This window comes from Micromonospora sp. DT41 (assembly GCF_049841715.1).
Taxonomy (GTDB): Bacteria; Actinomycetota; Actinomycetes; order Mycobacteriales; family Micromonosporaceae; genus Micromonospora; species Micromonospora profundi.
Window position 1 is genome coordinate 226,063 of record NZ_JBNCKU010000008.1, and the last position, 13,873, is coordinate 239,935.

Here is a 13,873-nt window from a genome sequence, read left to right on the forward strand (position 1 = left end):
GTTCCGTCTCCTCCCGCGACGGCCGCACCGGCCGCCATCGTTGCGTCATGTGCAATGTAATCCCACGCGCCGCGCAATCATGGCTTGACACCGTTGCACATAGCGCTACGATCGTTGCAGATTGATCCCGGTGACTCCGACGCGTGACAGTGGAGAAACGGCGACACTGCCGCTCGGCGCGACACCGTCCACCTTCCGATACCTGGAGATCATGGCGACGGATGTGCCCTGGCGACCCGAGATCACCAATGAACGGCTGGTCCTGACCGGTTACGGCGACGTGCTCGTCTGCCCTCGGGACGAGCGGCCCACCTGCTACCTGGAGACCGGCTCATGACGGTCCCGAAGCCCCGAGAGCTGCCCGCTGAGGCGAACTGGTTCGGTTCCTCCACCGAGGCGCTGCCGGACGACGTCGACCACAGTGTCCTCGTCGGACGGATCTGGGACCCGTCCGTCGACGGACCCTCGACGGTGACAGTGCGCGGCGGCGAGGTCATCGACATCAGCCATCTGTTCCCGACCGTCCGGGACGTCTGTGAGCTGCCGGACCCTGCCGCCACGGTGGCCGGGCTCGACGGGCCACGGGTGGGCTACTTCGGGGAGATCCTCGCCAACACCGGTGCCGCGTCGCCGGACCGTACCCGGCCCTGGTTGCTGGCCCCTGTCGACCTCCAGGCGCTCAAGGCCGCGGGTGTGACCTTCCCGGTCTCGCTCATCGAACGCGTCATCGAGGAGCGGGCACGGGGAGACGTGGCGGTGGCGGCGGACATCCGGCACCGCATGTCCGCCGACATCGGCACCGACCTGACCAGCCTGGCACCGGGCTCGCCCGAGGCGGACCGGCTCAAGACCCTGCTTGTCGGCGAGGGCATCTGGAGCCAGTACCTGGAGGTGGGTATCGGGCCCGACGCCGAGATCTTCACCAAGGGGCAGATCCTCTCCGCCGTCGGCACCGCCGTCGCTGTCGGTGTGCTCGCCGCGTCGACCTGGAACAACCCGGAGCCCGAGGTCACGCTGATCGTCCAGTCCAGCGGCCGGGTCGTCGGCGCCACCCTCGGCAACGACGTGAACCTGCGCGACGTCGAGGGCCGCTCGGCGCTCCTGCTGCCCCTGGCGAAGGACAACAACGCCTCCTGCGCCCTCGGCCCCCTGATCCGCCTCTTCGACGAGCGGTTCGGCATGGACCAGGTACGCGAACTCGAGGTGGGCCTTGAGGTCTGCGGGGTCGACGGCTTCCGACTGGAGGCCGTCTCGGAGATGACACGGATGTCGCGCGACCCGGAGGCGTTGGTGCGTCAGTTGATCGGCCCGCACCACAGCTATCCCGACGGCGCCGCCCTGATGCTCGGCACCATGTTCGCGCCCATCCAGGACCGGGACCGCCCCGGCGAGGGCTTCACCCACAAGGTCGACGACATCGTACGGATCAGCTGCCCGTCCCTCGGCACCCTCGTCAATCGCGTGCGGCACGCGGAGGAATGCGAGCCCTGGGAGTTCGGCGTCCGGGATCTCATGGCCAACCTGGGAAAGAGAGGACTGCTGTGAACGTGGTCAGCACGGTCGATCCGCGCGACGGCCGACAGCGCGACACGGATCTCACCGAGACCGACGATCTCCGGCTGGAGGCGATCGCCGAGCAGGCGTCCCGGGCGACGCAGTGGCTGTCCGACCTGGGACGGCTCGGCCGAGCGGGGATGCTTGACGCCATCGCAGCCTCCCTGGAGTCCCACCGGGCGGCACTGGTCGCCGCCGCCGAGGCGGAGACCGGGCTGAGCCACGCCCGACTCGACCAGGAACTCACCAGGGCGGCGCTCCAGTTCCGGCTGTTCGGCGACGTGCTGCGCGACGGAGCGTACGTCGAGGCGGCAATCGACCACGCTGCCGAGACGCCACTCGGGCCCGGCCCGGACCTGCGGCGGATGCTCGTACCGCTGGGGCCGGTCGCCGTCTTCGGGGCGAGCAACTTCCCGTTCGCGTTCTCGGTCGCCGGGGGTGACACCGCCGCCGCGCTCGCCGCGGGGTGTCCCACAGTCCTGAAGGCCCACCCGTCGCACCCGCTGACATCGCACGCCTCCGCCGAGGCGATCGGGTCGGCGATCCGCGAGTTGGGCGGCCCCGACGGGGTGATCTCCACCGTCTACGGGGAGCAGGCCGGCCGCCGCCTGGTGCGCCATCCCGCGATGCGCGCGGTGGCCCTGACCGGCTCTGTCGGTGCCGCCCGCGCCATCCAGGCGGCCATCGACGAACGCCCCGATCCCATTCCCCTGTACGCCGAGCTGAGCAGCGTGAACCCGATCGTCGTCCTGCCCGGCGCGTCCGCCGACCGGGGGGACCAGATCGCCGAGGGCCTGTACGCCTCGTTCACCGGCTCGGGCGGTCAGCTGTGCACGAAGCCCGGTCTGGCGTTCGTTCCGTCGAACCCGGGCGGCGCGAAGCTTGTCGAGGCGCTGCGGGACAGGGTCGCGGCCTCGGGCGGTACGGTACTGCTCAACGAGCGCATCCGGGACGCGTACGAGAACGGAGCACGGGCGTTCGAGCGGGCCGGCGCGCACGTTTCGGCGCGGCCGACTGTCGATCCCGGTGCGGGCTTCACTGTCGCGCCGACGCTCCTGGAGGTCGACCTGCCCGGCCTGACCGCCGAGATCGCCGACGAGTGTTTCGGTCCGCTCCTTGTCGTGGTCCGGTATGACGACGTCGCCGACCTCGACGCCGTGCTGGCGACAGTCGCCCCGTCGTTGACCGGCTCCATCCATCACGGTCCGGGCGACGACACCACCGTCGTACGCCGGCTGGTCGACGTGCTCGCGGCCCGCTCGGGCCGCATCGTCTTCGACGGCTATCCCACAGGTGTCCGGGTGTCGTGGGCCCAGCACCACGGTGGGCTCTGGCCGTCGACGAATTCCGTGCACACCTCGGTGGGCGCCACGTCGATCCGGCGGTTCCTACGTCCGCTCGCCTGGCAGAACGCCCCGGTTTGGATCCTCCCCGAGGAGTTGCGGGACGAGTACGCCGCGATCGCGCGGCGCGTCGACGGGAGGTTGGAGCCAGCGGTGACGTAGCCGCCGTACGGCTCCCACAGGTCTGGGCCTGAGCCCGCTTCTGTTTCTCTCAACCCGGAGGGGTGCACCGATGTCGACCACAGATCGGCCGCTGCGCAGCGCGCAGTGGTTCGGCGCCGAAGGCCGCAACGGGTTCGTCCACCGATCGTGGATGCGTAATCAGGGGTTCGCCGACGACGTCTTCGACGGTCGCCCGGTGATCGGCATCGCCACCACCTGGTCGGAGCTGACACCGTGCAACGCCCACCTGCGCGACCTTGCCGAATCGGTGAAGCGGGGCATCTGGGAGAGCGGCGGCCTTCCGCTGGAGTTTCCCGCGATGAGCCTGGGCGAGCCCCTCATGCGACCCACGACGATGCTCTACCGCAATCTGCTGGCAATGGAGTTGGAGGAACTGGTCCGCGCCAACCCGCTCGACGGGGTGGTCCTGCTTTCCGGCTGCGACAAGACCACCCCCGGCCTGCTGATGGGTGCGGCGAGCGTCGACCTGCCGACCCTCATGCTGACCGGCGGCCCGATGCTCAACGGCAAGTTCCGCGGCCAGGACATCGGCTCGGGCACCGTCGTCTGGCAGTTCACCGAGGAGGTGCGGGCCGGCCGGATGACAGTGGCCGACTGCGCGGAGGCCGAGGTCGGCATGTCCCGCAGCCGGGGTCACTGCATGACGATGGGTACGGCTTCCACGATGGCCTGTGTGACCGAGGCGCTGGGCGTGCAGATGCCGGGGGCAGCCGCCGTGCCGGCTGTCGATTCCCGCAGGTACGCCCTCGCGCACGCCGCCGGCCGCCGGATCGTCGCCATGGTCTCGGAGGACCAGCGGCTGTCCAGTGTGCTCACTCGGCAGGCGTTCGAGAACGCCATCCGGGTCAACGCGGCGATCGGCGGTTCCACGAACGCCGTCGTGCACCTGCTCGCGATCGCCGGACGTCTCGACGTTGCCCTGTCACTGGAGGACTTCGACACACTCACCGCCGACGTGCCCATGATCGTCAACCTCATGCCGTCCGGGACGTACCTCATGGAGGATTTCGCCTATGCCGGCGGCGTGCCGGCGGTGATGGCGGAGATCGCCCCGCTGCTGCATCTCGACCACGTCACCGTCAGCGGACGGAGCGTGGCCGACAACATCGCCGACGCCCGATGCTGGAACCGGAACGTCATCGGCACCCTCGCGGAGCCCTTCCAGCCCGCAGGCTCGGGCACCGTGGTGCTGCGCGGATCGCTCGCGCCGTCCGGGGCGGTGCTGAAGGTCTCCGCCGCCTCCGCCCACCTGCTCACGCACACCGGGCCGGCGCTCGTCTTCGACCGGATCGAGGAGTACGTAGTCGCCGCCGACGATCTGGACCTCGATGTCACGCCGGACACCGTGATCGTGGTCCGTAACGCCGGCCCACGCGGCTATCCCGGCTTTCCGGAGGTGGGGAACGTGCCGATGCCACGGCGACTGCTCGCCGACGGCATCACGGACATGGTGCGTATCTCCGATGCCCGCATGAGCGGCACCGGGTACGGCACCTGCATCCTGCACGTGGCCCCGGAGGCGTCGGTGGGCGGCCCGCTCGCGCTGGTGCGTACCGGGGACCTGGTCCACGTCGACGCCTCCACGCGGCGTCTGGATCTGCTTGTCGACGACGCGGAACTCGCCCGACGCCGGGCCGCCTGGCAGCCACCGCCGCTGACGGCTGACCGGGGCTGGACGCGGCTCTACAGCGAGCACGTCCTGCAAGCCGACAGGGGAGCTGACCTGGACTTCCTCGTCGGTGGCAGTGGCAGCGCCGTGCCCCGGCACTCGCACTGAGCCAGCCCGTGGACCCGCTGGGCGTGTGGCCCGGCGGCGAAACACCCTCGGCGGGCCGGTGATCGGGCACCGGCCCGCCGAGGGGCTCACGCAGCGGCGGATTCAGCTTCCGGTGCAGGTGGCGGTTGCGCCGCTGCCGTTCCCGGTGCCCTGGAACCCGAAGGTGGCAGTCTGGCCGGCGGCCAGTCGCCCGTTGTAGCTCTGGTTCGTGACGGTGACGGTGCCGCTGGCTCCGCTGGCGACGCCGTTCCACAGCGAACTCACCGACGCTCCGCTCGGCAGGTTGAGGGTGACGCGCCAACCGCTGAGCGCGGCGCTTCCGGCGGTGACGGTGACGTTGGCGACGAATCCGCCGTTCCACTGGTCTGCGACGGCGTAGACAGCGGTGCAGGCGGGGCCGCCGGTCGGAGGTGGCGTGGTCGGGGGGTCGCTGGGCGGCGGCGTGCTCGGCGGCGGTGTGGTGGGCGGGGGTGTGGTCGGTGGCGGCGTGGTGGGCGGCGGGTTGTCGCCGAGCGTCAGGTTCTTCTGCTGGACGGTCCACTGGGTGCGGCACAGTCCGCAGTTGGCACCGACGAAGTTGCTGCCGGCGGTGGTGTCGCCCTTGAGGCGCCACTTGAGGTAGAGCACCGCCACGCGGCCGAACTCGCCGCCGTTGGTCTGGTCGTAGGTGCCGCCGTGCCCGACGTTCAGGTTGCCCATGAAGGCGGGCAACCCGGCCGGGAGCTTGCCCCAGTCGTCCATGGCGTTGGGGTAGGCGATGTCGCTGGGGCCGCCGACGAAGTAGGCGATCGGCTTGGTCAGCCTCCGGAGTTGGTAGTCGTCGCCGTCGTTCAACAGGCCGCTGCTGAAGATGCCCGTCGTGGTGACCCGGGGATCGCCTGAGACGGCGTACGCCTCCAGACCTCCGCAGGAGAAGCCGGCGACGGCGACCTTGGACGTGTCCAACCTGTTGAAGTACTTGCTGCCCTGCCGGGAGTTCTCCGCGACGGCCCAGTCGATGGACTGGGTGAGCATCTGGGAGTTGGTCGAGCCGGATCCGTTCGGAGCGCCGTTGGCGATGGCGAGGAAGCCGTGGGAGGCGATCTCCCGGAGGAAGTTGCCCTGGGAGAGGCCGTTGGCTGAGCAGGCGCCGTTGCCCCAGACGAAGATGGGGAGGCGTTCGGACGGGAGTGTCTGCGGGCGGAAGATGGTGTGGTTGGCAAGGGTGGTCGACGTCTCGTAGTCAGCGGGGTAGGGCCCGGAACCACCGACGGCGGCATTGGCAGGTGTCGCGCCGAACGCCATGAACATCGAGGCGACCGGGACGATGAGTGCCGCCAGCCCCACGCCGATCTTCGATCTTCTTCTCATGGAACTCCTCCAGGGACGTGCTCCCTCCGCAGGCGGCGGCGATCGTGCGATCACGCCCCGACCAGGGCGGTCGGCGCGGGCGCGGGCCGGGTGGATGTGGGCGGCGTCCACCATCCGGCTGGGGTTTCCGCGGCGATCCGACGGGAGCTGTGGGCAGTTGTTAACCCCATTGTAACGAAAACTGTCTATGTGTTGCCGGCTTGCCTCGTCAGGCGGCGACGGCCGCGATGGCACCGTGCGGCCGGTGGCGGTCGTCGCCGGGCCGCCGCAGACGCTCGACCTCCGTGAAGCCGGCTCGCGCCAGTCGCGCGGAGACCTCGTCGAAAGGCCAGCGGTACGCCGTGACGACCTTGTGGTCGAAGGCGGCGACCTCCTCGACGCCGCCGTCGAAGAGGCCGAGCACAAGCATTCCGGACGGTGAGATCGCTCGCCGGAACTCGACGAGCACGCCGTCGAGATCCTGCGGCGGCAGGTGGATCAACGAGTACCAGGCCAGGATGCCGGCCAGGCTGCCGTCGGCAGCGTCGAGGTGGTGCAGCGACCCCACGTGGTAACGACCGTCCGGATGGGTGGCCCGCGCGTGGGCGACGAACTCTCCGACCAGGTCGACACCCGTCGCGTCGACGCCCAGCGAGCGGAGATGGTCGGTGAGGTGGCCAGGACCGCAGCCCAGGTCGAGCACCGGGCCGGGGTGGCCGCCCAGATGCCGCCCGATGAAGGCGAGGTCGTCGGGATGGACCTGCTCGCGTGTGCCGAACAGCCCGATGTACGCCTCGGCGACGGACGCGTACGCCTGCCGGACCCGTTCCAGGTTCACTGGCCGACTATAGGAGACCGGCCCGACGTCTACAGGCTCCTAGTGGAGCACCTCGGCGGTCGGCATCCAGGGCGACCGACCGACGGGCATGTCGGCAAGCCAGGTGTCGGCCAGGTCGGCGAGCGGGACGTCGAGGGCCCGGCTGAGGCACACGACGGTGCCGAACGCCGGTGCGGGAAGCCGGCCCGCCTCGATCTTGCGCAGGGTTTCGGGGGAGATGCCGGCTGCCAGGGCCACCTCGACGAGACTGCGGCTGCCACGCGCGGCGCGGAGGGCAGCTCCGAGGCGCTGGCCCGCTGCGATCTGCTCGGCGGTGAGGGGTTGGCGAACCATGCCAGAAGGATAGCCCTCGGGGGAGCAGGCCGTCCGGCGTGGTATAAAAATACCGCAACCGGGAGAGGGAGATATGGCGTGATCGAGCTCAAGTCCGCCGAGGAAATCCGCCAGATGGCGGTAGCCGGCCAGTTCGTCGGCGAGCTGCTCGCCGAGCTGAGTGGTGTCGCCGCCGTCGGCGTCAACCTGTTGGACCTCGAACACCACGCCCGCCGCCGGATCGCCGAGCGCGGCGCCGAATCCTGCTACTGGGACTACGCGCCCTCCTTCGGTCGCGGCCCGTTCCGCAACGTCTTGTGCCTGTCGGTGAACGACGCGGTGCTGCACGGCCTGCCGCACGACTACGTCCTTCGCGACGGCGACCTGCTCAGCATCGACATGGCGGTCGGTATCGACGGCTGGGTCGCCGACTCCGCGCTGTCGGTAATCGTGGGCACCCCCGACCCGGCCGACGAGAAGCTGATCGAGGCCACCGAGGTCGCGCTGGAGGCCGGCATCGCCGCCGCCCAGCCCGGCGGTCGACTCGGCGACATCTCCGCCGCGATCGGCGAGGTCGCCCGCTCCTACGGCTACGGCGTCAACGCCGAGTTCGGCGGCCACGGCATCGGCCGGACCATGCACGAGGCTCCGCACGTGTCCAACGACGGCCGCGCCCGCCGTGGCCTGAAGCTCGCCCCCGGCCTCACCATCGCCATCGAGCCCTGGTTCTGCCGTTCCACCGACAAGATCAAATTTGATGAGGACGGCTGGACGATCCGCTCCGCCGACGGCTCCCGTACCGCCCACTCGGAGCATACGGTGGCCATCACGACCACCGGCCCTCAGGTGCTGACCCGCCGCCCCACGCCCGACATCGCCTCGGGTGGCCCCACCGAACGGTCCGCCAGCGCGTCCTGACCCGCGCGCCGGCCCCGGGACCGGCGCTCAGCTGACCGAGGTGGCCGGCGACGGCACCGGAAGCGCCGATCCGTAGCCGACCTCGATGATCCGGCGGGTGGTCTCGGCGTAGGCATCCTGGCCGATGGGTGCGAAGGTGCCGAGCCCGTCGACATAGCGGTTGAACATGCAGAACGCCGCCGCGATCAGCACAGTGTCGTGGATCTCCAGGTCGGTGGCGCCCTCGGCGCGGGCGTCGGCGACCAGCTCAGAGGTGACGTTACGGCCGCTGATCTGAACCGCGCCGGCGATGCGCAGCAGTGCCCGCAGTTTCGCCGAGATCGGGGCGGTGTCGATGTCGGCGCGTACCTGATCGACGAGGTCCATGCCCTCGTCGAGCTGCGCCGCGGCGAACGCCGAGTGTGACGAGCAGCAGAACGTGCACTCGTTGCGCCCGGAGACGTACGCGGCGATCAGCTCCCGCTCGCCAGCGGGGAGCGAGTGCGGAGCGCGCAGCAGCACCTCGGCAAGCTCGTTGAGCGGCTTCGCCGTCTCCGGCCGATACATCATCGGGCCGGTGATGCCGGGAAACTGCTTCTCGTCGAGGCCGAGATCGATGTGCGCCATGGTCGTCATGCCCTTTCCGCCGTCGCGACAGACCCGACCACCCGGGCGGGGCGGCGTGACCGCCGCGCGACAATGCTCCCATCCGGCCGTCGTAGGGGTTTCTTTCATCGTGCTCTCTGTGACGTCACCGCAGCGGGCTGTCAGCACACGCGGGCGGGATGTGACGCCCCGGTCGCGGTAAGTGCGCAATCACGAAGAACAATCACGGTCCGCCACTGTCTAATGTGCCCCTTGAGATATCCAGCCACCTAGATGGAGTGCACATGAGCGTGGCCAAGGAAAGCACCGCACGTCCCGGGCTGATCGGTGCGATCAACACAGCGCACCATCGCACGGTCCTCTGGTTGTACATGGCCGTCGTGCTCGCGCACTGGGCCGAGCATCTGGTGCAGGCGTACCAGATCTGGGCGCTCGGATGGGCCCGTCCGCAGGCGCGCGGCGTCCTGGGCATGCCGTTCCCGTGGCTGGTCAGCTCCGAGTGGCTGCACTACGGCTACGCGATCGTCATGCTGATCGGCTTGTTCCTCCTGCGCCCCGGGTTCGTGGGCCGGGCGAAGACCTGGTGGACCGTCGCACTGGCGATCCAGTTCTGGCATCACATCGAGCACCTGCTGCTGCTGTTGCAGGTCCAGATGGGCTTCGTGCTGCCGGGCGCGACCGGCCCGAGCAGCCTGGTCCAGCTCGTCGTGCCCCGGGTCGAGCTGCACCTGTTCTACAACTCGATCGTCTTCATCCCGATGCTCGTCGCCATGTACCTGCACCTGCGGCCCAACGATCGAGAGTTGCGGCAGATGCAGTGCACCTGCGTACCCAAGGGCCAGCGCCGGCTGACGCTCGCGTCGTCCCTCGGCTGAGCGGGCCGCCTTGTCCGCCGCGCGCCGTACCCTGGCGGTCGCCACAGCCCTGGCCTCCGTGGGAATCGCAGCCGTCGTCTGGTTCTCCCTCCGCCAGGCGGACGCCGAACCGGCCCGCGTGCAGGCGGTGACGCCTGCCGACGGCTCGGCGCTGGCGACCACACCGGACGCGGTCACACTGCGGCTCTCGACAAGTGCCGACCCGGTGCTGTCGCACATCACGGTCCGCGACAGCACCGGGAGCACCGTCAACGACGGACAGGTCAGGAAGACCGGGGAGACCGGGCTACGTCAACCGGTACGCGTCACACTGGCCGGCGACTACAGCGTCGCCTACCACATCACCTTCACCAACGGGCAAGACGACAGCGGTGTGCTGCGGTTCAGCGTGGGCACCGGCACGGCACCCCGCGACACCGGCGAGATCCCCGATGCCGTTGCGGACAGCGGGGGCCACGCCCACGGCATCGACCCGTTCGGTGCCACCCTGCTTGTCGTCGACGGCATCGTGCTCCTGGTCGTGCTCGCCCTGCTGATGCGGCCCGCACGTCGCCGTCCCGCCGTCCCGTCCGAGTCGATCGACCACGGTTAGGCAGCGGGCCTTGCTCACCACGGGCGGATGAGACACATCCCGCCCGTGGTGGGCCTGTCCATTGTGGTCAGCGCGTCAGGCACGTCGTCGAGGCCGATGGTGCGGGTGATCAGGTCGGCCGGGCGCAGCACACCGGCAGTGACGAGCCGCAGGAGCTCCGGGTAGGCGTGCGCGGCCATGCCGTGGCTGCCGAGCACCTCCAACTCGTACGCGATCACGAGTTCCATGGGCAGCGTGGGGCGGCCCTGGGCGGGAGGCAGAAGCCCGACCTGGACGTGACGCCCTCGGCGCCGCAGGCTCTCGACCGACCCGGTGCACGTGACGTGGCTGCCAAGGGCGTCGAGGGACAGGTGTGCTCCACCGCCGGTCACGTCCCGAACGGCGGCGGCCACCGCCGAGGGTCCGTCGAGGGCCCTGCCGTCCAGGCACACTGTGGCACCGAAGCGGCTGGCCAGGTCGAGTGCGCCCGGGGCGACGTCGACCGCCACCACCTGAGCGCCGCAGGCCACGGCGATCATCACCGCGGACAGCCCCACGCCACCGCACCCGTGCACCGCCACCCACTCGCCCGCCGTCACCCGCCCCTGGTGCACCACAGCGCGGAACGCCGTGGCGAACCGACAGCCGAGCGCCGCGGCGGCCGGGTGGTCCAGCCCGTCGGGAAGCCGGATCAGGTTGACGTCGGCGTCGTGCACCGACACGTACTCGGCGAACGACCCCCAGTGGGTGAAGCCGGGCTGCGTCTGCCGTTCGCAGACCTGCTGGTCGCCGGCCAGGCAGGCCGGGCACCGCCCACACGCGCACACGAAGGGCGCGGTGACCCGGTCGCCGGACCGCCAGCCGCGTACGCCCTCGCCGACCGCCGTGACGACACCGGCGAACTCGTGACCGGGCACGTGCGGCGGGCGAATGTCGGGATCGTGTCCCTGCCAACCGTGCCAGTCGCTGCGGCACAGGCCGGTCGCCTCGACCCGGATGACAGCGCCTCCGGGCGGCGGCACCGGGTCCGGGACGTCGCGGACCTCGGGGCGGGCACCGAACTCGTCGAAGATCACGGCACGCATGGCCCGTATCCTCACATGTCCGCTGGTCAGGACCGCAGGTGCCCGCCGGGGCCGGCCGCTGTGGTCGGCCCCGGCGGACACGCCGGTCAGGGCGCCCAGGGTGCGGCGATGTTCCAGGTGCTGTCCGCCGCCCACAGCGTCGGCGTGTTGTACGCGTCGCCGCCGGCGCCGTTGCTGAGCCAGACCTCCGAGTTGTAGTGCCGCAGGTACCTGCCGCGGAAGTTGTACGACTCCAGCGAGACACCGCTGCCGGTCAGGCCCACCCGGGCGCACCAGGTGGCGTCCTCGCGCAGCAGGACGCTCCCGTCGTTCGGGGAGTTGCGGACCCGGGATTCCTGGTGTCGCAGGAACTGACCGGGGAAGTTGACCGACTCGAACGAGTAGCAGGTGGCGTCGGCCAGGCCGGCCCGGATGGTGTACGTGGCGTCGCTCTTGAGCAGCGTCGAGCTGCCCGCCTCGACGACCTCTGTGAACGCCAGGCTGTTCTGGTGGCGCAGGTAGCGGTTGGTGTAGCCGGGGGTGGTCACCTGCAACGACCGTCGGGCGGCGACAGGAAGCGCGACGGGCGCCGAGCTGCCGATCGACTTGGAGGCGTTGATGAGGGCGGTGTTGGCGGCGCGGACCCGGGCCTGATCCATCTTGACGACCTGCCGGTCGTAGGTGAGGAAGCCGTTCAGCTCGCCCTCCTGGTCGGTGATCTCGGTGTAGACGGTCGCGCTGAGCCCTTTGCCGATCATCAGGTTCTGGGTGCCCTGCACCAGACCCACATAGCGGTCGGTGAGCGCCGCCGATGTGGGTTGCCACTCGTAGGCGAAGAACTGGCCGTTGGGGCTGTACTCGTGGCCCGGCGTGTGCAGGCCCAGACCGCCGAACTCGCCGAGGACGGCGATGCGGCTACCCGACGGCGAGGGGGAGTCCGGCCCCAGGTAGACGTGCCAGTCGTCGATGTCGCCGTTGCCGGGGTTGCCCAGCGACTGGCAGCAGTTGTAGCCGCTGTGGGTGTTGACGAGTCGGGTCGGGTCCTGGTTCTTGATGTTCTGCCCGACCCGGCGGGTGTCGGCCAGGTTCCGCTCACCCCAACCCTCGTTGTACGCGGTGTAGGCGACGACCGCCGGAGAGCTGCGGTGCTCGTCGACGATCTCCCGTGCCTCGGTCTCGAACTGCGCCTGTTGGGCGTCGGTGGCGTCGACGTTCTGTGCGGTCATCGACGGGATGTCCTGCCAGACGAGCAGGCCGAGGCGGTCTGCGTGGTAGAACCAGCGCTGCGGCTCGACCTTGATGTGCTTGCGAACCATGTTGAAGCCGAGGTCCTTGTGCTTCTGCAGGTCGAAGGCGAGCGCGGCGTCGGTGGGCGCGGTATACAGCCCGTCCGGCCAGAAGCCCTGGTCAAGTGTGCCGACCTGGAACACGAACTGACCGTTGAGCTTGGGGCGCAGCACCCCGTTCACAAGGCCCGTGGTGATCTCGCGCATACCGAAGTAGTGCATGGTGCGGTCGACCGTCGCGCCGCCGGCGTTGCGCAGCGTGACCCGCAGGTTGTAGAGGAACGGGTCGTCGGGAGACCAGCGGCGCGCGTTGGGCACCGGCACGCTGAACTCGGTGAAGCCGCCGGTGGCCGAGCCGACCACCGTGGTGCCGTTCAGCGCCTCGGCGAACACGCTGTGACCGCTGACATCGCCTCGGGTGAACACCCGTACGCGCAAGGTGTTGTTCGTGAGGTTCGGGTAGACGTCGACGCTGCTGATCGACGCGGCCGGCACCGGTTCCATCCACACCGTCTGCCAGATGCCGGAGCTGGGCGTGTAGAAGATTCCGCTTGGTGTCTTGGTCTGCTTGCCGATCGCCGGGAGGCTGCCGTTCTGCCGGGTGTCGGTGGGGTCCCACACCTTGACGACGATCTCGTTCGAGCCGGCACGCAGCTGCGGTGTCACGTCGAAGCTGAAAGCGTCGTAGCCGCCTGTGTGCGCCCCGACGCGTACGCCGTTGACCCAGACGGTGCTCTGCCAGTCGACAGCCCCGAAGTGCAGTAGTGTCCGCCGTCCCGCCCAGTTCGGCGGGACGGTGACCGTACGCCTGTAGAACAGGTAGTTGCGGTTGTCGTTGGCGGCCCGCTGGATCCCGGACAGGGCGCTCTCCACCGGGAACGGGACGTTGACCCGCTCGGGCAGGGTGGTGCCGAACTGCGGGGCGTCGTCGGTGGCGGACTGCCGAAGCTGCCACTCGCCGTTGAGGTTGAGCCAGTCCGGTCGGGTCATCTGCGGTCGCGGATATTCCGGTAGCGGTGTGCCGACCAGTGCCTGACTGGTCCACGGGGTGGTCAGCGGGGGCGTCTTGGCCGGGGCGGCCTGTGCCGGTCGGGTGGGCGCGGCGAGCACGCCGGCGATCAAGGTGAGGAGCAGGAGCAGGAGCAGGAGCAGGGGCAGGGCGGGGCGGATGTGGACTCGACGTGTCATGCCGTCTCCGGGGGACGAGTCGCCACGGGCGGTGCAGCGGGCCCGAAGCG

Annotated in this window: 13 protein-coding genes; 7 read left to right on the forward strand and 6 right to left on the reverse strand. The window is 69.9% G+C overall.

Going from position 1 to position 13,873, the window contains the following annotated elements; genetic code table 11:
- Positions 1-130: 130 nt before the first annotated feature.
- From ACLQ23_RS17490 to ACLQ23_RS17505, 4 genes are all read left to right on the forward strand, one after another.
- Positions 131-337, forward strand: coding sequence for a hypothetical protein (locus ACLQ23_RS17490; RefSeq protein WP_053652946.1), 207 nt, complete (start codon positions 131-133; stop codon positions 335-337).
- Positions 334-1,545, forward strand: a complete 1,212-nt coding sequence (locus ACLQ23_RS17495; RefSeq protein WP_053652945.1) for a fumarylacetoacetate hydrolase family protein — start codon at positions 334-336, stop codon at positions 1,543-1,545. Before ACLQ23_RS17490 ends, ACLQ23_RS17495 begins: the two co-directional genes overlap by 4 nt.
- The gene (locus ACLQ23_RS17500) at positions 1,542-3,059 is read left to right on the forward strand and encodes an aldehyde dehydrogenase family protein (protein ID WP_355588558.1); all 1,518 of its coding nucleotides are present in this window, start codon (positions 1,542-1,544) and stop codon (positions 3,057-3,059) included. Before ACLQ23_RS17495 ends, ACLQ23_RS17500 begins: the two co-directional genes overlap by 4 nt.
- A gap of 70 nt (positions 3,060-3,129) precedes the next feature.
- Positions 3,130-4,857 carry an IlvD/Edd family dehydratase gene (locus ACLQ23_RS17505; protein ID WP_355588560.1) on the forward strand — a complete coding sequence of 576 codons (1,728 nt, stop codon included), beginning with the start codon at positions 3,130-3,132 and terminating at the stop codon, positions 4,855-4,857.
- A 102-nt stretch (positions 4,858-4,959) separates the two neighbouring features.
- Here ACLQ23_RS17505 and ACLQ23_RS17510 read toward each other — a convergent pair whose 3' ends face one another.
- From ACLQ23_RS17510 to ACLQ23_RS17520, 3 genes are all read right to left on the reverse strand, one after another.
- Positions 4,960-6,207, reverse strand: coding sequence for a cellulose binding domain-containing protein (locus ACLQ23_RS17510; protein ID WP_355588562.1), 1,248 nt, complete (start codon positions 6,205-6,207; stop codon positions 4,960-4,962).
- A 208-nt stretch (positions 6,208-6,415) separates the two neighbouring features.
- Positions 6,416-7,024 carry a class I SAM-dependent DNA methyltransferase gene (locus tag ACLQ23_RS17515; protein ID WP_355588564.1) on the reverse strand — a complete coding sequence of 203 codons (609 nt, stop codon included), beginning with the start codon at positions 7,022-7,024 and terminating at the stop codon, positions 6,416-6,418.
- Positions 7,025-7,063: 39 nt separating this feature from the next.
- Positions 7,064-7,357: a helix-turn-helix domain-containing protein gene (locus ACLQ23_RS17520; protein WP_355588566.1), complete on the reverse strand. Its 294-nt coding sequence runs from the start codon at positions 7,355-7,357 to the stop codon at positions 7,064-7,066.
- Between the two features lie 78 nt (positions 7,358-7,435).
- On the opposite strand from ACLQ23_RS17520, the gene map reads away from it, so the two are divergent.
- The gene (gene map / locus ACLQ23_RS17525) at positions 7,436-8,254 is read left to right on the forward strand and encodes a type I methionyl aminopeptidase (protein WP_425880805.1); all 819 of its coding nucleotides are present in this window, start codon (positions 7,436-7,438) and stop codon (positions 8,252-8,254) included.
- Between the two features lie 27 nt (positions 8,255-8,281).
- Here the strand turns inward: map and ACLQ23_RS17530 are convergent, their stop codons facing one another.
- Positions 8,282-8,860 carry a carboxymuconolactone decarboxylase family protein gene (locus ACLQ23_RS17530; RefSeq protein ID WP_425880857.1) on the reverse strand — a complete coding sequence of 193 codons (579 nt, stop codon included), beginning with the start codon at positions 8,858-8,860 and terminating at the stop codon, positions 8,282-8,284.
- Between the two features lie 263 nt (positions 8,861-9,123).
- On the opposite strand from ACLQ23_RS17530, the gene ACLQ23_RS17535 reads away from it, so the two are divergent.
- On the forward strand, positions 9,124-9,714 hold the full coding sequence (locus ACLQ23_RS17535) for a hypothetical protein (RefSeq protein WP_355588571.1): 591 nt from the start codon (positions 9,124-9,126) through the stop codon (positions 9,712-9,714).
- Positions 9,715-9,772: 58 nt separating this feature from the next.
- Complete coding sequence (locus tag ACLQ23_RS17540) at positions 9,773-10,306, forward strand: copper resistance CopC family protein (protein WP_425880806.1); 534 nt, start codon at positions 9,773-9,775, stop codon at positions 10,304-10,306.
- A gap of 14 nt (positions 10,307-10,320) precedes the next feature.
- Here the strand turns inward: ACLQ23_RS17540 and ACLQ23_RS17545 are convergent, their stop codons facing one another.
- The gene (locus ACLQ23_RS17545; RefSeq protein WP_425880807.1) at positions 10,321-11,370 is read right to left on the reverse strand and encodes a zinc-dependent alcohol dehydrogenase family protein; all 1,050 of its coding nucleotides are present in this window, start codon (positions 11,368-11,370) and stop codon (positions 10,321-10,323) included.
- An 86-nt stretch (positions 11,371-11,456) separates the two neighbouring features.
- Positions 11,457-13,823, reverse strand: a complete 2,367-nt coding sequence (locus tag ACLQ23_RS17550) for an AbfB domain-containing protein (protein ID WP_425880808.1) — start codon at positions 13,821-13,823, stop codon at positions 11,457-11,459.
- Positions 13,824-13,873: the final 50 nt, after the last annotated feature.

What these genes read in the sequence shown, in the direction of transcription:
- ACLQ23_RS17505 (WP_355588560.1), top strand. Translation starts at nt 3,130, where the DNA reads ATGTCGACCACAGATCGGCCGCTGCGCAGCGCGCAGTGGTTCGGCGCC.
- ACLQ23_RS17550 (WP_425880808.1), bottom strand. Translation starts at nt 13,823, where the DNA reads ATGACACGTCGAGTCCACATCCGCCCCGCCCTGCCCCTGCTCCTGCTC.
- ACLQ23_RS17530 (WP_425880857.1), bottom strand. Translation starts at nt 8,860, where the DNA reads ATGGCGCACATCGATCTCGGCCTCGACGAGAAGCAGTTTCCCGGCATC.
- ACLQ23_RS17535 (WP_355588571.1), top strand. Translation starts at nt 9,124, where the DNA reads ATGAGCGTGGCCAAGGAAAGCACCGCACGTCCCGGGCTGATCGGTGCG.
- ACLQ23_RS17520 (WP_355588566.1), bottom strand. Translation starts at nt 7,357, where the DNA reads ATGGTTCGCCAACCCCTCACCGCCGAGCAGATCGCAGCGGGCCAGCGC.
- ACLQ23_RS17545 (WP_425880807.1), bottom strand. Translation starts at nt 11,370, where the DNA reads ATGCGTGCCGTGATCTTCGACGAGTTCGGTGCCCGCCCCGAGGTCCGC.
- ACLQ23_RS17495 (WP_053652945.1), top strand. Translation starts at nt 334, where the DNA reads ATGACGGTCCCGAAGCCCCGAGAGCTGCCCGCTGAGGCGAACTGGTTC.
- ACLQ23_RS17510 (WP_355588562.1), bottom strand. Translation starts at nt 6,207, where the DNA reads ATGAGAAGAAGATCGAAGATCGGCGTGGGGCTGGCGGCACTCATCGTC.